Below are 26,378 nucleotides of genomic sequence, written 5' to 3' on the forward strand. Positions count from 1 at the left end.
TTTCATCCCTCACAACGGCGATAGGAACCGTCGATGTCCAGATGCGCAAAAGCGGAAGTCTCGCTGGCCCCTTTTACGAAAGGTGTGAGGGACGTGGACGAACTCGTGTTGGATTGCTGCTGTTTCAGCTTGCTGCCGCCCTCCCAGTCCCACATCGAGCGGTTCAATGGGCGGCGCGAATAGCCGTCGCAGTTCGGCAATGGGTAGGTCATCGAAGCGCAGCCGACAAGCGTGGCTGAAAAGACGATCAACAGGGCAGGCTTAATCATTCAGCAGGCCTTTATCTAATGTTCTGGACTGGGTGTCATACGCCGGCATTTCTTGATCCGAACGCGCGGCGGGCAAACCGAGCACCGCGACCGATCATCCGGCCGGTGTGGGAGGCTGCTCTGGCGAGCATGCCTTCATGCGCATCGCGTGCGGTCGTGTAACCATAGACCAGCGAGGCGCCGCCAGACGCCAGCGCCGATGCAATGCCAGGTAGCTGGTAGAATATGTACAGGGCAGCTATCCCGATGGCACAAAAAGCAATAGGGCGCATAAGGACGTCGCTGTAGCTGTCGATTGCGGTGAAGGTCGAGTCGAGGCAGGAGATCAAAAGCGAACCGACGGCAACGACAAGGACCTGAAGGATCACGAAGTTTGCGAGCTGCCCGATCCAGGACTCGGTAAAACGGCGCGTCGATTGAAACATGGCAAGCGCAATGAAAATCGGCCCGATCGCCAGGACGATCGCCAGCGCCAACCGTGCATAAAGGGAAACAACATAACCGATCCCCGCCACCAGAAAGCTGACGCCGATCACCATGATGCCGCCCACACCTGTGACGATGTCAATCGGCCAGGAAGCCCTGGTCCAGATATCGGTCGCAGAGGCCTGGCCCTTGTCGAGCAAACTGTCAAAGGTGCTGGCACTCGGCGCCGTACCTGCATTCAGCGCCTGAGCGATCTCGCGCGGCAAAACATCGAAGAAGATGTTTGTGACATAGCTCTGATATTCGCCGGCGTTCTTCACCAGCATCACAATGATCGCAAGCTTTATCGCGCGGAAGGCAAAGTCAAGGATAGGTTCCTGGACCGAGCCCCGAAGGATGAGATAGCCGTAGAGGACGACGTAGAGGGTCACTGCCACCGTCAACGGACCAGCGACCCATTCTGCTATGTTCGACGTCCCATCCGAGACGAAAGTCTCCAACGGCCGCTTGAACTGACCGTCGATAAACTCAAACACCTGGTACATTTGGTCAGCCTCCCAATGCCTTGCGCATGTTCTGGAGCCGGAGCTTAACCTCGGCCGCTTCCGCGTTCTGGCAATTGGGCGTCTGGCGCAATGCACCCGGGTTGTTGCGGCACTCGGTAATCGTACGGGACAGCAATTCGGTGTCGGCGACGAACTCGTCCACCGTATGAGTTCGCTCCGCCTCTTGCGAACAAGCCGACAAGAGCACCAGGGAAAGGACGATGAGGGTGCACTTCACTTTAGCGCCGCCTTCATATTGTCCATCCGTTGGCGCCAGTCCTCCGCCTTGCGCTGTTCGTCGACCTGGTTCTGCGCCTGCTGCACCATCCTCAGCCCCTCCATCCGCAGGACGTCGGTCTGAAGAAATGCCTGTTCGGCCTGCAGCCGAGCCTGCAGATCGGCAATCTCTTTGGCGTCGCCAGCCGTGGAAATCTTTCCCCGCAGCTGATCAATCCCGTCGATGCGCTTGGTCGCGGCATCGTAGATTTGCTCACCAAGGCTCATTTGCCCGGCATTCTTGTTCTGAAGCCGGGACAATTCCTGAGCGTAGAAATCATCGGCGTCAGTGCGGTAGGTCGAGTTACCTTCCAGAAACCTTGAGGCGGAATCACCAAACACGCCGGTGCCGTTGCCTTTGAGCAATCCCTCGATGGCAGCGAAGTCGGAGGGAAGCGCCTTGCGGATCGCCGGATCGTTGAGAACCTCGCCGACATCCGCCATATTGGTCAGCTTGTTGAGCGAGCCATAAAGCTGCCGAGCCTGGCCGATCTGCTGATTGAGCGCGTCGAGTTGCGACTTGAGCTGCGCGATGCTCTCGATCTGCTTGGCAATCGCAGCCTGATCGTTGACAGGAATCCCCTGCCCTGACGCGCCTTCAGCAGCAAGCATGAGCACCGCGCTGAGCAGTACGCCATGAAGTCGATAGGAAGTCATCAGCTAGCACTCCTTCGCTGTTGGAAAATGGGAAGCCAGTTCTCGACGTCGTCTCCAACCTCCGCGCGGATCGCGTCGAGAAGTTCGACATTGGCGGTCCGGCCGGAGAGGATGGCGAGCTCGTCATCGAAACCGTTGAGATCGAGCTCGGCAACGACGCTGTTGTGTCCTTGCTTCAACACGAACCTCCGGCTTTCAACGGAAAGCTCGCGCGCTATCAATTCGTATTCGCGCTCGGTGAGCTTGAATCCATCGACATAGTCGGCATGGTTGCCGCGCGAGTTGGGCAGGAAGATCTGTGTCGGGCATTGCTCGATGATCGTGTGCGCGATTTGCGAGTTCAGCGCGTCGCGTGGGCTTTGCGTGGCAAACAGCATCAACCCATTTTGTTTGCGGATGGTCTTCAGCTTGTTTTGCGCAAGATCGCGGAACCCCTCGTCCTGTAGCGCCTTCCAGAATTCGTCGATGACGATGATGATCCGGCGGCCATCGATCATCTGCTCGACGCGATGGAAGAGATAGGCCATCAGCGGTGTGCGAATTTCCTCGTTGTCGAGGAAGTCGGTCATGTCGTAGCCGATGAACTTCCCTGATCCGCCGAAATCCCCAAATCCGATATCTTCGATGACATTGTCGAAGACCCAGCCGAGCGGCCCTCCCTCCTCCCACCGGCGGAGCCTCGCCGCGATACCTTCCGGATCCGTATTGTTGAGGAAAGCCCGCAGCGCCCCTATTGTCCGTCGCTCAGCGGGCAGGTCGGCAAGGCCGTCGATCGCGCCGGAGATGTCGCGAAGTTCGGTGACAGTCAGTTCCCGCGCCCCTGACCCCACAAGCTTGCCGATCCAGCGCGCCAGGAACACCTTGTTCTCCGGCGTCAGGTTGAGGGCCTTTAAGGGAGCGCAGCCGGTGGGGACCCCGTTCTTCAGCGGCAGGTAGGTGCCTCCGGCGGCGCGAACATAAAGGTCCGCGCCGCGATCCTTGTCGAAGAACACCACGTGCGGGTCGTGTTTCTCGAGCTGTGACAGCATGAAATTGACAATCACGGTTTTGCCCGCTCCCGACGGACCGCACATGAAGGTGTTGCCCAGATCGCCATAATGGAGATTGAAGTAGTAGGGCGAGCCTGAAGCGGTCTTGAGCAGGGCGACGGCGGGTCCCCACTCATTGCCGTCCTTCTGTCCGATCGGATAGGAATGGAACGGTGACAATGCTGCGAAATTCTTCGAGCTGATCGCGCCTGAGCGCGCGCGGTAACGAAAATTGCCCGGAAGTTGCGCCCACCATGCCGCTTCGAGGCCAAGATCCTCACGCGCAACGACAGCGCCGCCATTGGTCAGGCTGGCGCGAACCTTTGCCAGATTGTCGGTTAATTCCTTTAACGTGGTCGCAAAGACGGAAAGTGTCAGGTGATGCTCGCCGATCACGAAGCGGTTGGACTCCAGGTCGTCCATCGCATCGTCAAGTTCATCGATTTGCGAAGCCGCCTTGTCGCCGCTGCTCACCAACTGGTTTTGCTTACGCCCCATGATGACGCGAGCGTCCGTCTTCGACACAAAGCAGAACGACTGTGAGAGAATGAGCTCAAACGGAATGTTTAGAACTCCGTCCAGCATGCCTGCCCTGGTGCGGGCTGGATATTCCTTGAAGCTCAGCATGCCGGCAAAGCGGCTTTCTGCCTCATGCCGGATCTCGATCGTTTCCCGACCTATGATTACGCGATCAGAGTAAATTGCCGAGGCGACGCGACCTTCGGTAAGCGGCACACGCTCGCGCCTCCCGCCGACGAGCTGGTGCAGCACCTCGCTCGGTTCAGAGAAGAGCATGCCTTCCTGTTCGTAAAGAGAAAGGACCCTTGGCTCAAAGCGCCTCAAGCCCGCCACTACGTTGACGACCTTGTCCTTAAGCTGTTTCAGAGCCTCTTCATCCAGCTCCACATCGAGTCGTTTTGACCGTCGAAGGTACGACAGCAGCTTGCCCGCCTTGTCTGCAGGGCCACGCGCTGGCGACCAAAGGACGGTCAGATAGAGATCGTTGCGGAAAAGGTGCTCGCGCGCCATGCGTTCCCGGTATTTCTCGTTGAGCGAGGCGGAGAATGGCGTTGCGAACGTTCCGCCCGGATAGTCGCTATCCCTGCGCCGAATGAGATGGGTCCAGATCGCGAGCCGCTCATCGGCAATATTTCGATAGAGCGTGTTGAGGTCGCGATGGAGCGCGTTGATGTCGAGCAGATCAGCAGTTTCGAACGATACGCCTGCGAGCGCGACCATGACCATGAGTGTCCGGGACTCGAGCGCGATTGTCGTCTCGTCGACGTGCCGCACGTAAGGGATAAATGCCTCGGGCGTGAGTTCGCGTGATCTAAGGGTGGCGATGTCAGGCAATTCCAATATCCCTTTCGTCGAAGCGGCGTGTCAGTCTCAGAGGGGAAAGCGTTGCCCCGCCCCAATAGGCACCGTTGCGCGAACGGCCGCGTGTCTCGACCCAGGCGAGCAGGATGCGGAACATGTTGTGATCGTGCTTGACGAGCGCTTTGAAGATAAGATGGAAAACGATGCCGACGAACGCGTAGGCGATAGATCCGGCGACGATGTAGAGGATCGTCGTGACCATGATGTTGAAGCCCATCGCCTCCATCGTGACACCGGCAATCATCGCGGGACGCGTACACGCGATGAAGAGTGTGTCTTCTTCGAGAACCGTTTGTCCGCCCACCATCCTCAGGCTCCGACGATGGTGTTGACGAGTTCGGTGGCGCCAAAGATGCCGCCAATTCCGATGATCCAGAAGCCTGCTCGCCTCAGGTCCATGTAACCAAACATCCAGGCGATGCAGATGACGATGACCGCAATCACGGCGAGAAGCTTAGCAATGTTTCCCGTCAACATGTCGACGATGTTCTGCAGGACGGTTTCGATGCCGGCGGCTTGCGCGAAGGCGGGCTCAACCATCGTCGCTATAATGGCGACAGCTATGACGGACGAAGCGACGACGGGTCTGATCCGAGAACTAATTATCATTCACTCTGCTCCAATTCCAATTGATTGTCTTGAAACACCAGGACGGATGAACGGCTTCGGGTCTTGAAGACGTCCCACGCGGACGACGCCGAGATCGCGTGTGCTTCCCCCGGAGTGTTTTCCGCCACCACTTCGGCAACGACATCTGCTTGGGAAGAATTCGCCGACACGTTTGTCTGCAACCCTTTTCCCGTGTCGCCGATTGTAAATCGAGCCACTGTCGGTCCGAGCCGTTCGATTTCGCGGCGGACCTGATCGCCATAGTTGACTACGCCCCCAACCGACGGATCGTCACGTCCATAGCAGGATTGCAGCACCTGCTCGGCCCTGGGACTGTCAGCACCCACCTTCACCGAGAGGCAGCAATAGCCGTCGAATGGCGTCGCTGGAGCCTTCAGGTTAAGGCAGCGAGCGACAGCGGCTGGTATCGAGAGGTTCAATCTGCGCAGTTCTTCCGGCCCGACCCCGTCGGGACCAATGTGTATGTCATGGCATGTTTTCTCCGAGGATGCGGCGACTTCGATTGCATCGGCCTTGGTCGCAGGTTGCCGCCCGAGCGGTGCACGGCTGTTGATCCTGATGGTGAACGGAGCGAACCGGCTTTCGGGGCTGACCACACCCGCAAGAGCCTCCGATGCAACGAAGGGTGCGCAGGTCTGCGCAAGATCTGAGAAGACAACGGGCATGTCAGAACCACACCCTCTGCGTGCCGACACCCTCAATCGTCACATCGACGTATCGAGGTTTCTCGCGGACCAAGGGTCGCGCCACGGTATTGGCCAGGCATTGGTATCGCCCGTCTACCCTTTGCCACCTCGGTGACGTGACAGAGCCTTTGTTCGGATCGCCACCGTCTCGATCTCGCTGGCAAAAGCTATCGCTCACGGCTTGCAGCGACGTGGAAATGCACGTCGCGTCACGTCCGCTGGGACCGTAGCCAGCAGATAAGCGGTAGCCGGCGTTGCAGTAATATGGTTCGTAAAGAGGGCGAGAGGTCTGAAAACCCGCGCCCGCGCAAGTTGGAAACGAACGCCCTTTTGCCAACCACCTCCAAAGCTTCTCGATGGGCGGCCTGCATTCGCCATACTGGGTCGGACCGCCGGGATTGGATAAGCACAGGATAACCTGGCACCCCCATTCGTCGGCACGAGCGCTTCGCTCCGAAATGGTATAGAGTGAAACGAACCCTGACGCTGCTATGATCATTCGAAAGAAAAGGCCCTTCATGCCCCCTACCCTCCGTCTTCCTAAATATCCGCCTCAACTGAACGGCGACTCGTCTCAATTATTTGACTATGCAAATAATAGATAGTTAAAACGATGGCAAGCAATTTAAGTGAAAGATGGCAGAGTCAGGCCTTGTCCGTATTTGCGGTGCGTGAAATCCTGGAGAAGCCAATCGATGGTGAATCGGCGCAGTCGCGCATCAAACAGATCGGCATGATGAATATTCTCTATCTGATGCACCAGGCGCATCAGAAATTAACACTCTCAAATGTAATTGATATTACCGGAATGACGCGTGGTGGGGTGATCGAAACCATTGAACTCTTGGTCCGGCGGGGCATCCTTACAGAAACGCTTGGAAGAAACTCAATGGGACGAGGAACGGCTCGACAGTTTGAGTTTTCCCCGCAGGTTTTTGCCGCGCTTGGTGGTGCCGCGGCGACCGGAAATGCGTGATTTTACCAAGTATGTTTTATACAGTATTTAATGTGGACGCCGTTTTAAATTAAAGGGTCGGCATGTGCCGTACCGGTCACCAGCATTGCCGCGGAAGATTTTCGCTGCCGATGCCATACTGCCGAGTTCACCCCGGCGGTCTGTGCCTGAAACAGCAGCCTCGGTCTGGCCCTCTGCCGGAGGAATGGCGCGAGGCAGGCCATCGAGCATTTGGCTGGGGTGACTGATCACGGCGATACGCCAATCCTGTAGTTTTGTCGGGCCGGCTGCGGAACGGATGGTCTGTAGCGAGGTTATTCTCTGACAGAAACAAGCAGGGTCGGTCATCTGGGCTCGAGCTGCTCACCAAGGAGATCAACATGAACCTTCCGCAAAACACGGTCGTTGCCGTTGCCGATGGCGAAAAGATTAGCCTTTTTCGGAACGACGGCGATGCGGCGACTGTCAATCTGACAGCGTTGCCAGATCCGGCGATCGACAGCTCGAAGATCTCTTCCGGCGCCCGACATTCCAGTAGCTCGGCTAATCCCGACGATAGTCAGCAAGACGAAGACGGGTTTGGTGCAGGTGTTACGGATATGCTGAACAAGCAGGTGCTTGAGGGCAAGATCAAAAGTCTGGTGATTATCGCGGCACCGCGCACACTGGGTGAGATGCGCAAGGGCTACCATAAGTCGTTGTCGGACGTTCTTATTGGAGAGCTGGATAAAGATCTGACTGGCCATTCTGTGCAGGATATCGAGAAAGCACTTGCTAGCGCTTAAATCCTGCATCTAAACGGCGTGATCGGCCCCGCCATCCCCGGCGGGGTTTTTGCTTGGCGCTCGTTGGGAATGTAGACAATCGGCAACAATGTAGTGTTGCCAAATTCTGCTAGACTGTTCCTGACAGGAACGTCGCCACAGCTTTTTACTTACGTCTTATTTCAGGAGATGGCGGGACTGATCTGAATAGCCGGTACGAAGGCGCAAAGCTGACGTCACTTCCGAGTTGGTCCAAAGATGAAAAACAAATGGCATGCACTCCGACCGTGAGGGCGACGAGACCACAACTGCGCAAACGCGTCTGAGCGAGGGAACAAACCGGACGAAATATCCGTTGCTCGTCATAATTGTTTATTTGGAGGCGTGTCATGAAACTCAAGCTGGCTCTAAGCGTGATTCTGGGCGTCACCTTCACGGCAGCAGTCGCGGAAGCGCGGACTCAATGGCATCTTTACGGCACGGTTCCGGTGACGGGCGACTACGTACGTGAGATCGCCTATCGGTCAGCACTCGACAGATGCAGTTTTGAATCTTACCCATCATACCACCCCGTCGGTATTTATGCAGGTGCGTATGGCTCTCCCGAAATGCGCAGATGCATGTACCGTATGGGTTTCATCTTGGAAAATGGTGAGCCTCTCGCATACCCCGTGAGGAAGGCAAAGTACCTGCTAAGGTAACAAGACGCCAAAATATGTAAGATTGAAGCGACTGACAGTCACCGTTTCAATCACGATGAACTTGATACGTTTACGGCCCCGGTTACTCATCAAAGAGGAGCCATTTTGGTTTGTCGAGTGAATCGCGTATTGAAATCCGGCTTCCGAATATCGACTTTCAGGATAACCTGGAGGTCGAAATGATCTACATTGTCATCGCGTTATGCGCGCTCGTCACAGCGTTCTTTGCTTGCCGGTACTATGCCGCCAAGATTCTGCTTGTCGAACACGATATTGACAAAGCTATCGCACGGAAATTTGAGGCGAGTGGGAAGGCTATTGAGCTCGCGAAACTTCGAGAAGAAAACGCAGTGATGCGAAACCTTTTGCTCGACCTTCTGGAAAACGAAGTGGCTTTTCCGGTGCAGCAGGCAACGGTATCAGTCGACGACTTATTCAGGATGAAAGCAACCAAGATCCAAAGGTATCGCGAGATACTGGCCGAATCCCGGCACGTCTTGCAGCAGCGCGAGGCCAGTCGCGTTTCCGGGCTCTCCAGTTCACTGAAGAGTACCGAGCGCAGGATGTAAGATTCAACACGTGCTCAGCGAAAAATTGCAAGAAACCGAGCAACGGGGATGACGCGGAATATCCGACGGCAACCCTTCTTGCAGCAGTGCGTCTCCTGTCGGCCCATTGCGGACAATGCTCAAACGGCAGCAGCGATGTTACGGCCCGGTAAAAGGTACCAAAAGACGGAAGTCAAAACGACTACACTGCCCAGCAGGACTGGCAGCGTGATCTCCTCGCTGAAGAAAATCCAAACCCATATCGGACCAAGGATGACATCAAGCATGGAAAGTAGTCCAGCTTCACCTGAAGCGACCCGTCGAGAACCAAGCAACAAGAGCACGTAACCAATGCCCGTCGTGAAAATTCCATAGAATGCGCATGCAAGGAGCTGTGTTGGCGTCGGCATCGAATACTGCATGAGAGGAAGTGCGATGCAAAAGCATGCCAAAGCGGCAAAGACCGTCATCATAGTCGAGTCCATAGTCGGAAACCGTTTGGCGATGACAATCTGCGTGGCGCACCCAGTCGTCATGACAAATGCAGCAAGGATGCCGAGAATGTCGTTTGCCGACATCGCCGCTCCGACCGAAATACCTACCCCCAGGAACGCTAGACAACCAGCGATTATGAAGCGGTATGTCACGCGGTCCTTCAGCCACAAAAAGGCGATACCAGTCGCGACGAATGGAAGCGTGGCGTACACTGTCATGACATTAGCGACGGTGGTCCATTGCAAAGACGCAACGTAGGTGATCGCCGCTATTGTCGACACGGCACATGCGGCTACGCCGGGCATGCCGAAAGTTCCTTTACCACCTGTCTTCGTTGATCTTCGGCGGTACAATACGAAAGCGCCGAGCGTGACTAATGAGAAGGCCGACCGCCAGCCGATCATTGACCAGACATCCATGTCGGCGATGCGCACAAAAAGCCCGGCTGTGCTCCACAGAACGGCAGAAGAAATCATCAGGTAGATGCCGACAATCCGACTGCGTGCTATGCTCATACGAAGCTCGCTCCACGGAGAGAAATGTGTATAAGCAGCCTTGTAGACGATTGGTCTAGTTATGGATGGTCAATTTACGACGCGAGATCGGCTCATTTCCGAAGGCATGCGGCAACTGTTGGCCCATGGATATGAGGGTGTGGGGATTGGCCCGATCCTGAAGGCCGTCGATGTCCCGAAAGGGTCGTTCTATTACTTCTTCCAGAGCAAGGATGATTTCGTCGTGGCGGTCATCGAAGCCTACGAGGAAAAGTACCGTCGCCTGAGGGAGCACTTCTTCACCGACACCTCGCTCCGTCCGCTGGCTCGTCTCGACGCCTATTTTGCAGCTCTTGAAGCCGAATACAGGACGGACGCTCCGTATGCAGGCTGCCTTTATGGCATCATTGCCCAAGGCGCTGCGGGCCGGAGCGCAGTCGTTCTTGATACGCTCGCTACGTCATTCGCACGCTGGGAGAAAAGCATTCAAGGGGTGCTGGCCGCTGCGCAGCAGGATGGCGATATCGACATTGAAGAGAACATCAATGATTTAACAGCCAGTATCGTGGACGCCTACGAGGGGGCGCTCATTCGAGCTAAGGCAAAGGAGGGCGCGTCTGCGTTCACGCGCTTCCGTGAAATCGTGCTGAGACGTTTGGTTTCCCCCACAAAGCTGGATGTCCGCTAATGGCGCGAAGCGGAAGACCGCAGTCGGCCCATTGCGGTCATCACGGGCCGAAGGGATGAGGGCAGCTTCGCGCCCTCATTTCGGTCGGTACGGAAGCCTTAAATACAACCCGAAAGCAGCCATCTTGGCTTCGAAAGCAAGAGCGCAAGCATGTCGTGTTCATTGAGAAAAGACATCAAACTGATCTATGGATCCCAGTAGGGTGGATTGCCAAACGCAGTTTTCAGATGATCGGCGATGGCGCGCAGCTTCACGGGCGGCTGGCGCCCCTGCGGATGGGCCATGAAGATAAATTCCGGTTCCGGCTTGTGATCGACCTCTACTTCCTGCAGCAAGCCATCGCGAATGGCGGGGCCGGCTATGAAAGCCGGCAAGAGCGCCAGACCGAGGCCCGCTATCGCCGCATCGCGCATCATGTCGCCATTGTTGATCGCAAGGCCGAGCTTGGCCCGTACGATGACGTTGCCGCTGCCGGTCAGGAAGCGCCAGTCGGCAATCCCGCGGTTTGTATAGAATATGCCCTTGTGATTTTCGAGATCCTGCAGCGTGCGAGGCGTGCCGAACCGCGTGAGGTAGTCGACTGAGGCCGTCAGCATCCGGCGGCTTCTTGCCAGCTTCCAGGCTATGAGGCGTGACTCGGATATGGGACCATGGCGGATGATGGCGTCGTAGCCGTCGGCGGCCGGGTCCACCCTGCGGTCGTCGATGTCAAGCGTGAGTTCAAGGTTTGGGTGCTGAACCAGAAACGGATAGAGCGCGGGGCCGAGATGCATTCGGCCGAAGGTGACGGGGGCTGCGATGCGCAAGGGCCCCGCGATCTCCCCCCGCCGCTCCGACATCTCTTCTGCCGCTGCTTCCATCTCCTGGGTTATGCGGCGCGCCCGCTCCAAAAAGGCCTGGCCGCTTTCGGTCAAGGTGAGCTTCCGGGTGGTCCGCTGAAGAAGCAGGCTGCCCAGCGTCTTTTCTAGTTCCGCAAGACGCTCGCTGACGACGGATTTCGAAAGCCTCAACCGCCGTGCCGCCTGGCTGATGGAGCCGCATTCGACAACGGCCACAAACGTCACAATCCCTTCCGTTCGCATCAGCATCGTTCGGCATCTCCGGATTTCAGTTCCAATATCTGCCGACTAATCCGAACAATGGCAAGGTGCCATCTTCAGTCCATCGAACGGAGCGGCAGGTGCTGCTCCCGAATGGAGACAAGAACATGACACGGCTGAATAACAAGGTTGCCATCGTCACTGGCGCAAGTTCCGGCATTGGCAGGGCAACGGCAAAGCTCTTTGCCGCCGAGGGAGCGAAGGTTGTGGTCGGTGCCCGCCGACAGGCGGAACTCGATAGCCTCGTTGCTGAGATCGAGGCCGCAGGCGGCCAGGCGATTGCGGTCGCCGGAGACGTTCGTGAGGAAGACTATCATCGGCGCCTGGTTGCAACCGCTGTCGAGCGCTATGGAAAGCTCGACATCGCCTTCAACAATGCCGGCACTCTGGGCGAAGCCGGGCCGACGACAAGTGTTTCAGAACACGGGTTTGCCGATACGCTGGCCATCAACCTGACAGCGTCGTTCTTGGCGGCCAAGCACCAGGCGGACGCGATGGAAAAAAACGGCGCGGGCTCGATCATCTTCACGTCGACATTCGTGGGTTACAGCTATTCTTTTCCGGGTGTCGCAGCCTATTCAGCCAGCAAGTCCGGCCTAATCGGCCTGACACAGGCACTGGCTGCCGAATTCGGTTCCAAGAACATCCGCGTCAATTCCATCCTGCCCGGAGCAGTCGACACGGACATGTACCGGGAGATGAACGACACGCCGGAAAAGCAGGCCTTCATCACCGCGCTGCATGCGCTAAAGCGGGTTGCAACGGCCGAGGAAATCGCCAAGTCCGTACTCTATCTGGCCTCCGATGATGCAAGCTTCGTCACCGGCACCGCATCGCTGGTGGATGGCGGCACATCGATTACCCGGACCTGAAGTCGTGCATTACGGATAGGCGGACGATAGCATCGTCCGCCTATCCGTTTCGGCAGCAAGCCTTATCAGGCAGACGGCAGGGTGACGCCGGGGATCGACAAGGACGGTCGGAACCGCAGCACTGCGAGAATGCCGGCTGCCAGAGAGGCGAGCAGAAGGATCACCTGGCAGGCGAGGATTGCAGGCTCGTTGCCCACCGGTGCCAGAGCGTGCAAAGGCCCGATCTTCTGGAACGACTGGATGATCAGGACCAGCGTGTTCAAGAACATCAGAAGCGTTGCTCCGGCAACATAGACCGGTCGCCAGAAGCCTAACAGTCTTGCCCGGTAGCGCGCATAGAGCGTTACCAGAAGGATGACCGTGCAGAGGATTCCGACATTGATGGCCGGTGTTACACCGTTAAAGGGAAACAGGAAGCCGGTCACGAGCGTGATCGCGATCGTCACCAGAAACCATTGCGCAAGCACGCGGTCATTTCCGTTAATAATCAGTCGGTGGATCAGACCGAAGCCTGCCACGATCGCAACAAGACTGATCAATACATGAAAAAGAGTGAGTAGCAGAATTGCAGACATGTGAACCCCCATCCGTGTCTATGGATGAATTGACGCAAACACGATTTCGGCGAAGCCGGGCACAGTGGCTTCCCGCGCCCAATCCCGTTGCAGTTCGCAAGCAAGCTGTATCCAGGTGATCGGTTTGGCCCCCGCCTGCAGGATCCGATCAAGACCCGCAGCATGCGCTTCATGAGAGGTTCCTGCAATGGCATCCACGACCGGATAGACGTCAAATCCCTCTTTCAATGCATCGAGAGCCGGGAAAACCAGGCAAACCTCGGTCCAGAGCGCCACCATGATCAGCTTCCGGCGTGCGCTCGCCCGGACGGCGTCCGCAAACTCAACGTCTTCCCAGGCATTGATCGATGTTCTGTCGATCGGGGTCAGATCGCCCAGGACTTCGGTGAGCTGATGAATGGTAGGTTGGTTGCGTCCTGTCTTCACATTGACCGTCGAAAGGACGATCGGCAGTCCATAAAGTTTTGCGGTCCTTGCGACCGCCACCACGTTGGCAACGAGCTGCCGCCGTTCCATCGTCACAACGGAAGCGACCTGCACCGGCTGGAAATCGATGATGACGAGGGCGGCATTTTCCGGTGTGAGCATATGATCTTCCACCGGATTGCGGATCTTGGCAGGCGAGGTCATGGGGGAGGCCCTTCTCTGACAGAGTTTGAAAACACGCGCTCATGGGGCCAGGACGTGGCCGGTTGGGACGAAGCCGGCCTGGGCTGCCGTTACTTCTTGCTGTCGATGAATTTTTCGATGACATCGACGGTGGCTTTCGGTTGTTCCTCCATCAGCCAGTGGCCGGACGCCTTAATCACAGCGCCTTGAACATTGGAGGCGGCCGGTTGCATGACCGTTGCCATGGTCGTGCCGAAGGATTTCTCGCCGCCGACGGCCAGTACGGGCATGTTGAGCTTCTCACCTTTGGCGAGCCAGGCTCGATTGTCGATGGCATCCTGATCGAAGGCTGCGAATTGCGCAAAGCCGGAATGCATGGCGCCGGGCCGGGCGTAGAGTTTTGCGTAGTGCTTTCGCGAGGCCTCATCGAACCGCTTCGGATCGGCGGAGAATTCATTCCAAAACCGGTCTAGGTAGATCCGCTCGCGTCCCGCGACGAGCCGCTCCATGTCCGGACCGCCAAAGCGGAAATGCCAGAGCAGCGGGTTCTTCAGAATCTCCTCCCAGGGGCCCACTCCGGGCACCGGGGCATCCATGAGGGTAAAGCTCGTGACGCGTTGCGGGTTCTGTGTCGCCAGTGCGAAGCCCACCATGTTTCCGATGTCATGAGTGATGAGATCAAACTTCTCGACATGAAGCGCATCAAGAACCGACGTAATGTCATGACCTTGATTTGCCTTGTCAAAGCCGCTCTTCGGATGCGACGACAGCCCCATGCCTCTCAGATCCGGCACGATCACCGTATGCTTGGCAGCGAGACGTGCGGCCAAGGGAGCCCACATGTCTCCGGTTTCACCATATCCGTGGAGAAGAACGACGGCTGGCCCGTGCCCCCCGACGCGCACGTAAAGCTCGGCGTCCTTCACCTTGATCATCTTCGTTTGGAAGTCTTTCGGGAAGGGCTGGACATCCGCGAATGCGGTGCCGGCTAAGAGTGTCGCGCTGATGGCGACGGTGGAAAGCAGTTTCATGGGGCAACTCCTGGCAGCAAGATTTCCGTGCGTGAACTGCGCGCCTGTGACGGGTAAAGCTATGCCCCAGAATGCAGTTCATCTTCCGGGTGCGGGTGCATCTTGACGGTGCCGAAGGTTGAAGTCCTTATGAGGATCTTAAAACTTCTGAAAAACAAGCCGCATTGGCAACTGCTGCGCTAACCGATGGAGATGCTCGTTCCGATGTTTGGCCGTTATGCGATCGACCGGGAGCGCCGATGTCTGGTCAACGGGCATGACGTCATTTCGCTTGGCGGCCGTGCTTTCGATGTTCTCGTTGCCTTGGTGGAGGCAAAAGGTGCGATCGTCACAAAGGACGCGTTGATCGAGCGTGTCTGGAAGGGGCGCTTTGTCAATGACAATGCCATTGAGGCTCAGATTCACGCGCTGAGGCGCTCCCTCGGGAGCGACCGAAACCTGATCAAGACAGTTGCCGGGAAAGGCTATTGTCTTGTGGATGTGGAAGCGTCGCGCCTGCCGCCGCCGACCAATCTTAGACCCGATCTTTCCAGTCTTGTGGCCCGCGATGATCTCAAGGCTGAAATTTGCGCGTCTCTCCATCGGCATCGGCTTGTCACGCTAATCGGCCCCGGCGGCTTTGGGAAATCCAGGCTCTCGCGGGTCGCGGCTTTAGCCTTGCTTGAGCAGTTCCCGGATGGTGTCTGGATGGTGGAACTTTCCCCCGTCGACAGCGAGCGGTTCATTAGTCCCGCGATCGCCGGTGTTTTGGACGTCAATCTGAGCGATCCGGGGGATGTTCGGTCTCTCGTGCAGGCGCTGTCCGGCAAGACCTGTCTTCTTCTCCTCGACAATTGCGAACACCTGCTGGACGCGGTGGCAGCGATAGCGCTTGAGGTGCTGTCGGGATGTCCGGGCGTCCGCATTCTGGCATCGAGCAGGCAGGCGCTGGAGGTCGACGGCGAGCGGATCATAGGCATTCCGGCACTTGGCCTGCCGAGAGAGGGGGCGCCGCTGCAGGAATGTCTTTCGTCCACGGCGGTTCAGCTATTTGTGCAACGCCTCCTCGCCGCTGGCGGTCCCTTGGTGCTTCAAATGGAGTTGTCGCAACTGGTCGAGATCTGCCGCCGGGTCGATGGCATTCCACTGGCCATTGAAATGGCGGCAGCGGCAGCACGCACATTGGGCGTGCGAGAGGTGCTGCGTGAACTTGCGACCTCCCTGTCTATTCTCGGCGTTTCCCGGCGCGCCGCCGTTCCCCGGCAGCAGACGATGGAGGCGACCATCGCATGGAGTTACCGGCTTTTGACACCGCCGGAGCAGATGGTGTTCAGGGCGCTCAGTCTGCTATCCGGGCAGTTTACAGCCGAGGCAGCGGCGGCAGTCACCGCCATGCCGAGGGGCAAGCTCGTGAACGTTCTGTCCTCGCTGGTTGGCAAGTCCCTGCTTACCGTCGAGGCGACGGAGCAGGGCAGCCTGTTTCATCTGCTTGAACCCATGCGTCAGTTTGCGCGCGCACGTCTTGATGATGCCGGCGAATATGCCGCGGTGGCGTCCCGGCAGGCCGCTCTTGTGCTCGGGATCTTCGGGCGTCTGGAGGCAGACATTGCAAAGCTGACGACCGTGGAATGGCTCGCACGCTACAAGCCGCACCTGCCTGGCCTCCGGCAGGCCCTGGAATGGTCGCTGGGCGAGGGAAATGATGCAGTGACAGCCGTTCAGTTGGTTGTCGCTGCCGAACCCCTTTGGCTGCATTTGTCCCTGGTTACCGAATTGCTGGAGTTTGCCGACGAGGCTGGTCGTCATGTTCTGGATCATCCGAATCTTTCGCATGAATTGGTCAAGCTGGCGGTCGCGCGTGGCTGCGCACTTCTCTATGTCAGCGGCTCGACGCCCTCGACGCGAGAGGTTCTTCAGCAGGGTCTGGCGGAGGCGCGGCGGATTGGTGATGGTGGAGCGCAAACCAGATCGCTTTGGGCTCTAGGGGTCGCGAGCGTCAATGCGGGGCTGAACGACGATGCACTGCGCTGCATGGCAGAACTGACGAACGTCACTACCGCTTCGGGGAGCAGGATCGACAGTCTGATTGCTTGCCGTGTGCGGGGCTCCATTCATCACCTCGTCGGCGAACAGCATTTGGCGCAAGCGGAGCTCGGGGAATTCCTAAAGGGATATGAAGAACCCGTCGGCAACTTGCCGACCAGCCATTACCATTTCGATCAGCAGGTCGCGGGCCTGGCTTTTTATGCGCGCGTTCTCTGGCTGCGAAACGATGTCGTGCGAGCACTAGACGTCGCACGGCAGGCGCTCGAACGCGCGGTGGAACTGGACCACACCTATTCGATCTGCCACGCGCTGGCGCAAGCATCGATTCCGCTGGCGCTCGACCAGGGTCATCTTGAGGCGGCAGCGCTTTATAGCCAGGAGCTCGTGGACGTTTCCAACGCTCACCGATTATCAGTGTGGATGACCTGGTCCGAGGCCTATCGAGCGTGCCTGGAAACCCGAACCGGCTCGCTCAAAAGCGGTATCATCAAGCTGCAGGCGACGCTCGCCGAGAGCCGGGATGTGCCTTTTTCCATGTACCATTGCGGTCTGATGGGCGAGCTTGCCAGGGCTCACCTCTCGGCCGGTGACGAGACGGCTGGTCTCAATATTCTCAACGAGGCCATCGATCGTGCCGGACGGACGAAGGAGTTGTGGTGCCTGCCGGAACTCCTGCGTTTGAAGGGCCTCGCCTTGTCGCGGCGAGGGCCTACAATGGCTTTGGACGCCGCTGCGGTCTTTGAGGGGGCAAAGACCCTTTCCGCGCAGCAGGGCGCTCTCCTCTGGCAGGAGCGGCTGCAGGCAAGTGTCTAGACGATTGTTGGGGTTACCCCGCCATCGACACGCAATGCCGCCCCGTTCGTGGCAGATGCAAGCGGGCTCGCGACATAGGCAACGAGGCTTGCAATTTCTTCGGGGCGAATAAGCCTTTGCAGCAGCGAACTTGGTCGATGATGCTGAAAGAAGGCGGCTTCGAGTTCATCTGTCGTCGCATTTGGATCGGTCGATATGCCCCGCAGGAAATCGAAAATGCCATCTGAGCGGGTGGGTCCAGGCATGACTGAATTGACCGTGACGCCTGTCCCTCTGGCCGTAATCGCAAGACCGCGGCCAACGGCAAGCTGCGCCGTCTTCGTCATGCCGTAATGAACCATCTCACCCGGTGTCATCAGCCCGGATTCGCTTGAGATGAAGACGATGCGGCCCCAGTTGCGCTCAAGCATGCCTGGCATATAGGCGCGCGACAGCCTGACACCACTCATCACATTCACTTCGAACATGTTCCGCCACTCGGCGTCGCTGATGTCCTGGAAGGACTTCGCCTCATAGATACCGAGATTGTTCACCAGCACATCAATCTGCGGCACGGCGGCGACCAGGGCTTCGACGCCCGCTTCCGTCGCCGGATCGGCCAGCACGCCGCTGACACCGGCTCCGCCGGATGCCATGATATCGGCGAGTGCCGCATCAAGTTTCTTCTGTGAGCGGCCCGGAATGGTGACCAGTGCACCTTCCTTTGAAAATGTGCGGGCGATTTCCAGTCCAATGCCGCCAGTGGCACCCGTCACAATGACGGACTTTCCTTGAAGTTTCAGGTCCATGCTATCTCATCCGGTTGATCAGGTTGGGATGATCAACACGCCATCGAGGCGACGATCTTTGTTGTCGACGTTCCCTGGCGGTCAATCCTCCGACATCCTGATCACGGAGAAGCGCAAAGTCCTGAGAACCGGCTGAAAACTTCCTGAAAAGTTCCAGGGATTGAACGGCGCCCTCGCTTTAATCGGTCCGGCCCATAGAGATCGAAAAGCAGCTTGGAGCGTAAGGAGCGACTTATTCGGTACTGCAACGGCCGCTTCTTGCGCGCCATAACCCCTTATCCGTGACAGCCGTTGATATTATTGCCGGAATCGTGGCCCTTTGCCCGTGGCTTCCCGTAGGGATCGAGCAGCTCGCCGCAGCCTCGCGGTCAACTGTCGGCGCGGTCGTCTTTCTTGCCGTCGCGCCTGCGGCCATCGGTCAGTCGTGCTGGACGTACGCGCTCAAACATTTCGGCGCGGCGCGGGCAGGCCAGTTTCTCTATCTCATTCCGCCATGCGCCGTATTTTTCGCTTGAGCCGGCCTCGGGGAGGAGCCTGAGGCGAGGACGCTGCTGGGTGGCTCCTTGGCGCTGCGCGGGGTCATCGTCGTCAACACGCTCGGCCGGCGATAGGACGAAGTCTTGCAGTAGAAGCCGCTGTCGAGATGGATTGCGAGCAACCAATACTTTCTTCGTCGGCGCTGCCGGCGCGAAGAGGGCAGCCAACATTCGCTGTTGGCTCTCCCTAATTTTTCTAATGCCTAGGGCAAGATTATCTTTGCATCCTCGTGTTCGTGAGGTCCGGTCGCGACAGAACCGGCTGCCTCCAAAAGCCACGTCCTGAATGCCGCCATTGCCGATGTTTCACTTCGGGATTTTTGCGAAGTGAGCCAATAGCTCCCGCGCGAGACAAAAACATCGAACGGCTGCTGTAGGGAACCCATCGTCAGTTGCCGCTGGAACATGAGCGGCGGCGCCAGCGCGACCCCCGCGCCTTGCAATGCCGCTTCGATCATCGCCAGAGACGAGTCGAACATCATGCCCCTGGCGATCGGCGGCTCTCCGCCCACACCGGCGGCGGTGAACCATCCCGTCCACTCGTCCGCGCGATAGGAGCGCAGGAGAACCTTTCTGAAAAGGTCTTCCGGGCGCTTCAGTTCTTTGGCCATCTCCGGAATGCAGATTGCCGAGAGAGGAGCTTCGAACAGATGCTCGGCCTCGATGTTGTGCCAGGCGCCGCTCCCGAACCTGATCGCGAAATCCAAGCCCTCTGCGGCAATGTCCACGCGATTGTTGTTGGTCGACAGTCTCAGTTCGATCTGGGGATGGTGCAGCTGAAAGTCGGAGAGACGTGGCAAAAGCCATCCTACCGCGAATGTGCCGATCACTCCGACGGTCAGGACTTCCCGCACGTATCCTCCCTCGAAGCGCTCCAGCATATCGGCCATGCGGTCGAATGAGTCGCGCAGGACTGGCAGGAGCGCCTCGCCTTCGGCAGTCACCATCAGGCCGCGTGATATGCGTTTGAAGAGGCTAACCTTAAGTCGTTCCTCGAGAATTTTGACCTGATGGCTGACTGCCGCCTGCGTAACCCCGAGTTCAATCGCCGCCCGCGTGAAGCTCAAATGCCTTGCGGAGGCTTCGAAGGCGCGGAGCGCATTGAGAGGCAGATGTGGACGGACCATGTTTACCCAAATTAAATTTGCATCTGATCCCAGATAACGTCGTTTGTGCGGATGGTTCAACCCCTATATCAAACCATTACCGAAACGGCCGATCTCGAGAAGAACGCGGCGGAACGATCAGCTCGCCAAGACGAAGCGAAGCGTCTCACGAAAAGTGAGGCTCGCTTTCTGTTGCCTCCAGATTGGTCTCTTGGCGGGCGGTGGCCGGATCTAGAATGGAGTAAGGGATGAAGCTTCTTGGAGCGATTTTGAGTGCCGGAATCAATCTGGGTCTCGCGCTCGCCCTGATGCTTTATCTCTTGGTCGCAAGTTTCAGCGCCGGTCTCCCCGACCATACCATGCTCGCCAACTGGAAACCCTCCGTCACATCGCGGCTTTACGCCGGGAATGGTACGCTAATGGCGGAATTTGCCCGCGAGAAGCGTCTTTTCATGCCGATCGGGGCTGTGCCGCTGCGGGTAAGGGGCGCTTTTCTCGCCGCCGAGGACAAGAATTTCTACAGCCATTCCGGTGTCGATCCGTTCAGCATCGGACAGGCCTTGCTCTCGAATGTCGAAAATAGCTTGAGCGGCGGTCGCCTGATCGGTGCCTCGACGATCACGCAGCAGATAGCCAAGAACTTCCTCTTGACGAATGACCGGACATTCGAACGGAAGGTGAAGGAAATGCTGCTCGCAGTCCGCATGAGCCAGGCCTTCACCAAAGACCAACTGCTTGAGCTCTACCTCAATGATATCTATCTGGGCGCTGGAAGCTACGGCATCGCACAGGCAGCGTTGACTTATTTCGGCAAGAGTGTGGCCGATCTCGACATCGCCGAGGCCGCGTATCTCGCGGCGCTGCCGAAAGGACCAAATAACTACCATCCGGTTAAGGCTCACGACCGAGCGATCGCCCGCCGAAACTGGGTGATCGAGCAGATGCTCGCGAACAGATTTGTCACCAAAGCCGAGACGCTCCGGGCCATGGCGCAACCGTTGGACGTCGTTGTCCGGGAAAGGCAGCCGGCCGTCCAGAAGGCGGAATACTTCACCGAAGAGGTCCGCAGGTTTTTGCTGGCGAAGTACGGCGAGGCGGAACTCTATCGTGCCGGCTTCAGCGTGCGCACGAGCTTGGACCCTAAGCTTCAACATGCGGCGATGAGCGCGTTGCAGAAGGGGCTCGTCGAATACGATCAGGCCAAGGGCTATCGCGGACCGCTGCTCCATCTGGATAACGCAGGGAGCTGGCCATCGGCTGCCGAAACAATTGCACCGCTAGTCGACGTTCCCGAGTGGCGCATCGCCCTCGTATCGCGGGTTGATACGAAGGGTGTGCTCTTGCGGCTTGATGTCGGCGCCGAAGCGCCTATCGAGATGGATCTGAAAGCGCTCGGTTGGGCACTTTGCGGCCGCATGAAAGGCAAAAGACGATGCGCGAAGGATGCGTCCGACGTCTTTTCGGTGGGTGATGTCGTGTACGTCGAGAAGACGCAAGAGGGGCACCGCCTGCGCCAGCCCCCGCAGGTCCAGGGCGCGCTGGTCTCCATGGAGGCCCGGACCGGGAGGGTCGTGGCGATGGCGGGTGGCTTCTCCTATACGCAATCACAATTCAACCGTGCGACCCAGGCTTTCCGTCAACCCGGCTCCTCGTTCAAGCCGTTCGTCTATGCTGCCGCACTCGACGCCGGCTATACCCCCGCAACCCTGGTGCTGGATGCACCTCTGGCCATTCCCGATGGTGCAGGCAGGCTGTGGCGACCCAAGAATTATGACGGTCGTTCCGGCGGCGCCTCCACGCTCAGGACCGGTCTCGAAAACAGTCGCAACCAGATGACTGTGCGGCTCGCCCGCGCCGTCGGCATGGATGTGGTGGCGGACTACAGCGAACGCTTCGGCCTCTACGATGATCTGGAGGAATATCTTCCGATGTCACTTGGTGCGGGTGAAACCACCCTGATGCGGCTGGTCGCGGCCTACGCCGTCTTCGCCAATGGTGGTCGAGAGGTGCGGCCATCCTTCGTCGACCGGATTCAAGGCCGCGACGGGAAGACGATCTTCAAGCAGGATGGGAGGCGCTGCGAGGGCTGTAACGCTGCGCCTTGGAACGGTGAGCCGGAACCGACCTTGGTGGACGACAAGGACTACGTGCTCGACCCGATGACCGCCTACCAGGTCACCTCGATGCTGCAAGGCGTGGTCCAGCGCGGCACGGCGCGGAGCGTGAACGTGCTCGGAGTGCCGCTCGCGGGGAAGACGGGTACGACAAACGACGAAAAGGACGTCTGGTTCGTGGGCTATACGCCGGATTTGGTGACGGGTGTCTTCATGGGCTATGATACGCCGACCCCCATGGGTTCCGGTGAAACCGGAGGTGGTCTCGCTGCGCCTGTTTTCATCGACTTCATGAAAACGGCGCTCGCTGGCCGGCAGGCAGGCACCTTCAAACGTCCGGAAGGCATGTTCCTCCAGCGCGTCGACCTGCGAAGCGGCACGGCCACAGACGAGCAATCAGGCTCGGTTCTGGAAGCGTTCAAGCCGGGAACAGGCGCTTGTGTGGCCCCATGCGACGTGATTGCCGACACGGCGGACGCCAAGGCAGGTTCATCGTCGGGAAATTTCGATGGTGCATTGCTTGACCGGCTGATGCGCAGCACCGGCGGCCTGTATTGAGATGCGCCGCACCTCGCGATCAACGCCGCGGCCAGGCGGCCGGAGCCGAAATGGCAGGCTCTTGCTGATGACGGCAGCATTCGTCAGCCTCTTTCTGATGATGCTTTTGCGCCTTGCGTTTCTCGGTCTCCTGGAGCCTCCCCTGCTTGCCGATGGGTCGAAGGTCGCCGCGAACCACCGTCCTGCAATTCTGGACAGAAATGGCGCTATTCTGGCGATGGATGTCCCGATCTCCAGCGCGTTTGCGATACCGAGGCTGATCGTCGATATCGACGAGGCGGTCGAGCGGATCACTGCAGTGTTTCCGGCGCTCGATCATCGTCAACTCTATGACAAACTTGCCGCGCGGACGCACTTCGCCTGGATCAAGCGGCAGATAACGCCGCTCGAAGAACAGGCGTTGTGGGACGCCGGCGTGCCGGCGGTCAGTTTCCGAAGCGAGACGAAGCGCTTCTATCCCAACGGAGCACTGGCCTCCCATGTGCTTGGCGCGGTGGATGTCGATAACATCGGCATATCCGGGCTTGAGAAGTGGATGGAGACGGAAGGCCTGGCGGATCTTCGCGCAAGTGGCATGGACACTTCGGCGGATGCGTTGGAGCCTGTGGTCACCACAATCGATCTCCGCGTACAGCATGCCCTCGAGGCTGAATTGAGAAAGGCAATCGAGAAGTATTCCGCCAACGCGGCGGCAGGGCTCGTGCTCCAGGTCGAGACCGGAGAGGTTTTCGCCCTCGCATCCTTGCCGGACTTCGATCCCAATGCGCCTTCAGACGCGCTGAAGCCCGATCGCATCAATCGTATTGCCGCGGCCAATATTGAAATGGGTTCGACGTTCAAGGCGCTGACCACCGCCATGGCGATCGATTCCGGCCGATACTCGATCCATTCGGTGATCGATGCCAGCAAGCCACTCGCTTTCGGTCGGGCAAGAATCCACGATTTCCAGGGCAAGTACAGGCCCCTGTCCCTCCCGGAGGCATTCATCTACTCCTCGAACATCTCGATGGCAAAGATGGCTCTGGATATCGGCAGGCAAGCCCATAGGCGCTTTCTCCAGCGATTCGGACAGATGGAAACCCTTCGGACGGAACTGCCGGAGTCAGCCACGCCGATCCTACCGAAGCGCTGGGACGATATCGAAACGGCGACCGCCTCTTTCGGCCACGGCCTTGCGGTCACGCCGCTCCAGGCGAGTGTCGGCGTGGCTGCCCTGGTCAACGGTGGAAAGCTCATCCGGCCCACCTTCATCAAGGCGTCGGAGCTGGCGCCCCGTCTTCTTGGCACGGACCTCGTCAAGGCAGAAACGACGCAGGCCATGCGCTATCTTTTCCAGCTGAACGCCGAGGTTGGCTCCGCTCGGAACGGCAGAGTGTCGGGATACCGGATAGGCGGGAAGACGGGCACGGCAGAGAAAGTCGTCGACGGCCGCTACTCGAAAACCCTGAACATCACATCGTTCATGGGCGTGGTCCCCGTCGATGCCCCGAAATTCCTAGTGCTCACGCTTCTAGACGAGCCGAAGGGGCTCCCGGAAACCCACGGCTTTCGCACATCCGGGTGGAACGCCGTGCCGACTGGCAGTGCGGTGTTCAGCCGCATTCTTCCAATGCTCGGGGAATTGCCCTCGTTCGAGGTGCCACCCGGTCAATCCTATTCGCTGCCTTGAACTGTCAGATGTTCAGCGCCGATCTCACGCAATCATTCATCGGAGGATTGAATATGCAACGCCTGTTTTTACATGTGATCGCCCTCTTGGCTTGCGCGTCGTCGACGACGGCGCAGGAGGATCGCTATCCCGGTAGGCCGGGTCTGACATTTCCGGAGGGAACGCCCAAGGAAACAGCGGCATGCGGGGACCTCAGCCGAGCCATCCGAAATTTTCGGCCCCAAAGCGATCAGCGGGTCGATCTGTGGGCAACTGGACCGTTGACGATCGTTGATACCGACGGCGTGCTCTTTTATCTCGGTATCTGCTCCCAGCCAGGCATTCGTGTGTTGTGCGTAACCTATTCGGATAACGACATGCGTCTCGGCGAGGTCGTCACCGTCCGCGGCGGCATGAGGATTCAAGATGACCAGCATGTTTTGCTAGATCCTTGCCTTGCCTCCCGCGACTGACACCTAGTAGCCGCTACCTTCGATAAAGATCGAACGCGGCCCTTCGTATTCATTGGCTTGAATGCCCGTCTTCGGGTCAAAACCATCGTTTGATTGTTTATTGCATAGAGGAAAAATCACCATGCGACTGGCACTTTTGATTCAGCTTCTTGCGGCCGTCGTGGTCAATGCTGCCTTGTTTACGGCATCGGCTCACGCGGGATATGCCCATCTGATTATCGACGCCAACAATGGAAAAGTTCTGCGTTCGCAGAATGCGGACACTTTGAATCACCCCGCATCCCTGACGAAAATGATGACACTGTATCTGGTTTTTGAGGCCCTGCACGATGGTCGCCTGCGATGGGATCAGAGCATTGTGATGACGAATAACGGAGCCGCGACGATTCCATTCAAGCTAGACGTGCCAGCGGGCAAAACAATCACAGTTAAAGAAGCCGTTTACGGCATGATGGTGAAATCAGCCAATGATGCAGCCGAGGCGATCGGCGATCATCTTGCCGGCTCGGAAACGAACTTTGGGCAAATGATGACGCGGAAAGCGCGCCAGCTTGGCATGAAGAAGACCGTGTTTCGGAACGGCTCCGGCCTACCGGACAAGCTTCAGGTGACAACAGCCCGCGACATGGCGGGACTTGCGATTGCCTTGATGCTGGATTTCCCAAAAGAGTATGCTTTATTCTCAACACCAGCATTTTCTTTCAGGGGCAAGCTTGTGAAAGGCCATAACCATCTGATGTATCGCTACAAAGGCATGGATGGGATAAAAACCGGATACATCAACGCGTCGGGGTTTAACATCGTCACTGCGGTCAACGAAAACGGCAAGCACGTCGTCGGCGTCGTGCTCGGAGGCAAGACCGCTCGAAGCCGCGACAACCGCATGGCCGCCTTACTGGATGAGGCCATGCCGGCCGCCTCGGTTAGAAGGGGTACGAGAGTTGCCCAGGCATTGATGAAGAGCGAGTTCGATCTTCCGCAAGGGTACATTCCCCTCCCTGTAGCGGCCGTAAGGGAACATTCTCCGGTCTCCAACGAAGTGACTAATTCGATTGTACCGCGGCCTGAGATCCCAGGAAGGGGCTGGATAGTCCAGATTGCCGCGACCAATTCGCACCGAGCTGCACAGAGCCTTCTTGCCAAAGCTCAGGTAGACGCTCTTGCCGCCTTTAAGGAGATTTCCCCATATACTGAAATGGTCAACAGCGGTTCAGACACCCTCTATCGGGTAGGATTCTCTGGCTTCTCAAGCCGATCTTCCGCCATATCTGCGTGCCAGGCGCTCCAGCGCTCTTCCTACGCATGCTTTGTGTTGTCAAACTAGCGACGATAAACAAAGCGGTCAGTGACAGCCGATGACCGCTGTTGGCGCGAAGCGGAAGACGACCTTCGGCCCGGAGAGGAAGTCGAGCTCGGTCCTGAACGTCCATTGACAACTGACCCTGTTTGGAGTGGCAAATAATCGCTACTTTATGGGCTCAATTTGGACAGCGTCCGATAAGATGGAACAATCGCAATACAGCACCGCGTCCCGTTTGCCGACAGTAGAAGAGTACCTGCATCTTCGTTCTGTCGCCGGGCTAAGTGC

General features: G+C 58.0%; 27 protein-coding genes and 1 pseudogene. 12 read left to right on the forward strand and 16 right to left on the reverse strand.

What is annotated here, in order from left to right; translation table 11 throughout:
• Positions 1-2: 2 nt before the first annotated feature.
• Genes ACQZ45_RS21715 through ACQZ45_RS21755 form a run of 9 tightly spaced genes read right to left on the reverse strand, consistent with a single transcriptional unit; the run spans position 3 to position 6,417 of the window.
• Complete coding sequence (locus tag ACQZ45_RS21715) at positions 3-269, reverse strand: hypothetical protein (RefSeq protein WP_142851313.1); 267 nt, start codon at positions 267-269, stop codon at positions 3-5.
• A 35-nt stretch (positions 270-304) separates the two neighbouring features.
• On the reverse strand, positions 305-1,240 hold the full coding sequence (locus tag ACQZ45_RS21720; protein WP_142851314.1) for a TrbL/VirB6 family protein: 936 nt from the start codon (positions 1,238-1,240) through the stop codon (positions 305-307).
• A gap of 4 nt (positions 1,241-1,244) precedes the next feature.
• On the reverse strand, positions 1,245-1,478 hold the full coding sequence (locus ACQZ45_RS21725) for an EexN family lipoprotein (protein ID WP_003517253.1): 234 nt from the start codon (positions 1,476-1,478) through the stop codon (positions 1,245-1,247).
• The gene (gene virB5, locus ACQZ45_RS21730) at positions 1,475-2,173 is read right to left on the reverse strand and encodes a P-type DNA transfer protein VirB5 (protein ID WP_142851315.1); all 699 of its coding nucleotides are present in this window, start codon (positions 2,171-2,173) and stop codon (positions 1,475-1,477) included. Before virB5 ends, ACQZ45_RS21725 begins: the two co-directional genes overlap by 4 nt.
• Entirely contained in the window at positions 2,173-4,554 is a 2,382-nt protein-coding gene (locus ACQZ45_RS21735) for a VirB4 family type IV secretion/conjugal transfer ATPase (RefSeq protein WP_448742545.1), read from the reverse strand. The genes virB5 and ACQZ45_RS21735 overlap by 1 nt, the downstream gene beginning before the upstream one ends.
• Positions 4,547-4,888, reverse strand: a complete 342-nt coding sequence (locus ACQZ45_RS21740) for a VirB3 family type IV secretion system protein (RefSeq protein WP_013637408.1) — start codon at positions 4,886-4,888, stop codon at positions 4,547-4,549. The genes ACQZ45_RS21735 and ACQZ45_RS21740 overlap by 8 nt, the downstream gene beginning before the upstream one ends.
• A gap of 2 nt (positions 4,889-4,890) precedes the next feature.
• Positions 4,891-5,190 carry a TrbC/VirB2 family protein gene (locus ACQZ45_RS21745; protein ID WP_333704928.1) on the reverse strand — a complete coding sequence of 100 codons (300 nt, stop codon included), beginning with the start codon at positions 5,188-5,190 and terminating at the stop codon, positions 4,891-4,893.
• Positions 5,187-5,876, reverse strand: coding sequence for a lysozyme family protein (locus tag ACQZ45_RS21750; protein WP_333704927.1), 690 nt, complete (start codon positions 5,874-5,876; stop codon positions 5,187-5,189). The genes ACQZ45_RS21745 and ACQZ45_RS21750 overlap by 4 nt, the downstream gene beginning before the upstream one ends.
• Before the next feature lies 1 nt (position 5,877).
• On the reverse strand, positions 5,878-6,417 hold the full coding sequence (locus ACQZ45_RS21755; RefSeq protein WP_149916745.1) for a hypothetical protein: 540 nt from the start codon (positions 6,415-6,417) through the stop codon (positions 5,878-5,880).
• 93 nt (positions 6,418-6,510) lie between these two features.
• On the opposite strand from ACQZ45_RS21755, the gene ACQZ45_RS21760 reads away from it, so the two are divergent.
• From ACQZ45_RS21760 to ACQZ45_RS21775, 4 genes are all read left to right on the forward strand, one after another.
• Positions 6,511-6,873 carry a transcriptional regulator gene (locus tag ACQZ45_RS21760; RefSeq protein WP_013637404.1) on the forward strand — a complete coding sequence of 121 codons (363 nt, stop codon included), beginning with the start codon at positions 6,511-6,513 and terminating at the stop codon, positions 6,871-6,873.
• A 359-nt stretch (positions 6,874-7,232) separates the two neighbouring features.
• Complete coding sequence (locus ACQZ45_RS21765; protein ID WP_111805084.1) at positions 7,233-7,637, forward strand: host attachment family protein; 405 nt, start codon at positions 7,233-7,235, stop codon at positions 7,635-7,637.
• Between the two features lie 368 nt (positions 7,638-8,005).
• On the forward strand, positions 8,006-8,317 hold the full coding sequence (locus tag ACQZ45_RS21770) for a hypothetical protein (protein ID WP_174069316.1): 312 nt from the start codon (positions 8,006-8,008) through the stop codon (positions 8,315-8,317).
• 179 nt (positions 8,318-8,496) lie between these two features.
• Positions 8,497-8,886 (forward strand): hypothetical protein, encoded by a 390-nt coding sequence (locus ACQZ45_RS21775; RefSeq protein WP_236759236.1) that lies wholly within the window; start codon positions 8,497-8,499, stop codon positions 8,884-8,886.
• Between the two features lie 119 nt (positions 8,887-9,005).
• On the opposite strand, the gene ACQZ45_RS21780 is transcribed toward ACQZ45_RS21775, so the two are convergent.
• Positions 9,006-9,875, reverse strand: a complete 870-nt coding sequence (locus ACQZ45_RS21780) for a DMT family transporter (protein ID WP_111805086.1) — start codon at positions 9,873-9,875, stop codon at positions 9,006-9,008.
• 61 nt (positions 9,876-9,936) lie between these two features.
• On the opposite strand from ACQZ45_RS21780, the gene ACQZ45_RS21785 reads away from it, so the two are divergent.
• On the forward strand, positions 9,937-10,542 hold the full coding sequence (locus tag ACQZ45_RS21785) for a TetR/AcrR family transcriptional regulator (protein WP_111805088.1): 606 nt from the start codon (positions 9,937-9,939) through the stop codon (positions 10,540-10,542).
• Positions 10,543-10,727: 185 nt separating this feature from the next.
• On the opposite strand, the gene ACQZ45_RS21790 is transcribed toward ACQZ45_RS21785, so the two are convergent.
• Positions 10,728-11,627: a LysR family transcriptional regulator gene (locus ACQZ45_RS21790; RefSeq protein ID WP_111805131.1), complete on the reverse strand. Its 900-nt coding sequence runs from the start codon at positions 11,625-11,627 to the stop codon at positions 10,728-10,730.
• Between the two features lie 122 nt (positions 11,628-11,749).
• Between ACQZ45_RS21790 and ACQZ45_RS21795 the strand changes: the two genes are divergently transcribed.
• Positions 11,750-12,514, forward strand: coding sequence for an SDR family oxidoreductase (locus ACQZ45_RS21795; protein ID WP_111791057.1), 765 nt, complete (start codon positions 11,750-11,752; stop codon positions 12,512-12,514).
• Positions 12,515-12,579: 65 nt separating this feature from the next.
• Here the strand turns inward: ACQZ45_RS21795 and ACQZ45_RS21800 are convergent, their stop codons facing one another.
• The 3 genes from ACQZ45_RS21800 to ACQZ45_RS21810 all read right to left on the reverse strand — a co-directional run bounded on the left by ACQZ45_RS21800 (position 12,580) and on the right by ACQZ45_RS21810 (position 14,729).
• Positions 12,580-13,089 (reverse strand): hypothetical protein, encoded by a 510-nt coding sequence (locus ACQZ45_RS21800; protein WP_111805090.1) that lies wholly within the window; start codon positions 13,087-13,089, stop codon positions 12,580-12,582.
• 18 nt (positions 13,090-13,107) lie between these two features.
• A complete protein-coding gene (locus tag ACQZ45_RS21805) occupies positions 13,108-13,719 on the reverse strand; it encodes a hydrolase (protein WP_111805092.1) in 612 nt (203 codons plus the stop codon).
• Between the two features lie 89 nt (positions 13,720-13,808).
• Entirely contained in the window at positions 13,809-14,729 is a 921-nt protein-coding gene (locus ACQZ45_RS21810) for an alpha/beta fold hydrolase (RefSeq protein ID WP_111791055.1), read from the reverse strand.
• Positions 14,730-14,933: 204 nt separating this feature from the next.
• Between ACQZ45_RS21810 and ACQZ45_RS21815 the strand changes: the two genes are divergently transcribed.
• Complete coding sequence (locus ACQZ45_RS21815) at positions 14,934-17,567, forward strand: winged helix-turn-helix domain-containing protein (protein WP_162687914.1); 2,634 nt, start codon at positions 14,934-14,936, stop codon at positions 17,565-17,567.
• Here the strand turns inward: ACQZ45_RS21815 and ACQZ45_RS21820 are convergent.
• Entirely contained in the window at positions 17,564-18,355 is a 792-nt protein-coding gene (locus ACQZ45_RS21820) for an SDR family NAD(P)-dependent oxidoreductase (RefSeq protein WP_111805096.1), read from the reverse strand. The two genes, ACQZ45_RS21815 and ACQZ45_RS21820, sit on opposite strands and share 4 nt — an antisense overlap.
• Before the next feature lie 227 nt (positions 18,356-18,582).
• Here ACQZ45_RS21820 and ACQZ45_RS21825 point away from each other — a divergent pair.
• A pseudogene (locus ACQZ45_RS21825) lies at positions 18,583-18,966 on the forward strand (DMT family transporter); the annotation flags it as partial.
• A 128-nt stretch (positions 18,967-19,094) separates the two neighbouring features.
• Here ACQZ45_RS21825 and ACQZ45_RS21830 read toward each other — a convergent pair.
• Positions 19,095-20,018 carry a LysR family transcriptional regulator gene (locus ACQZ45_RS21830; protein ID WP_111805098.1) on the reverse strand — a complete coding sequence of 308 codons (924 nt, stop codon included), beginning with the start codon at positions 20,016-20,018 and terminating at the stop codon, positions 19,095-19,097.
• A gap of 227 nt (positions 20,019-20,245) precedes the next feature.
• Between ACQZ45_RS21830 and ACQZ45_RS21835 the strand changes: the two genes are divergently transcribed.
• The 4 genes from ACQZ45_RS21835 to ACQZ45_RS21850 all read left to right on the forward strand — a co-directional run bounded on the left by ACQZ45_RS21835 (position 20,246) and on the right by ACQZ45_RS21850 (position 26,114).
• Entirely contained in the window at positions 20,246-22,669 is a 2,424-nt protein-coding gene (locus ACQZ45_RS21835) for a penicillin-binding protein 1A (RefSeq protein ID WP_111805100.1), read from the forward strand.
• Positions 22,670-22,736: 67 nt separating this feature from the next.
• Positions 22,737-24,338 carry a peptidoglycan D,D-transpeptidase FtsI family protein gene (locus tag ACQZ45_RS21840; protein WP_448742546.1) on the forward strand — a complete coding sequence of 534 codons (1,602 nt, stop codon included), beginning with the start codon at positions 22,737-22,739 and terminating at the stop codon, positions 24,336-24,338.
• An 8-nt stretch (positions 24,339-24,346) separates the two neighbouring features.
• Positions 24,347-24,790, forward strand: coding sequence for a hypothetical protein (locus ACQZ45_RS21845; protein ID WP_111805104.1), 444 nt, complete (start codon positions 24,347-24,349; stop codon positions 24,788-24,790).
• Between the two features lie 121 nt (positions 24,791-24,911).
• Positions 24,912-26,114 carry a serine hydrolase gene (locus ACQZ45_RS21850; protein ID WP_448742547.1) on the forward strand — a complete coding sequence of 401 codons (1,203 nt, stop codon included), beginning with the start codon at positions 24,912-24,914 and terminating at the stop codon, positions 26,112-26,114.
• The last annotated feature ends 264 nt before the right edge of the window (positions 26,115-26,378 follow it).

The organism is Agrobacterium sp. 16-2014-1-2a, from assembly GCF_053522705.1.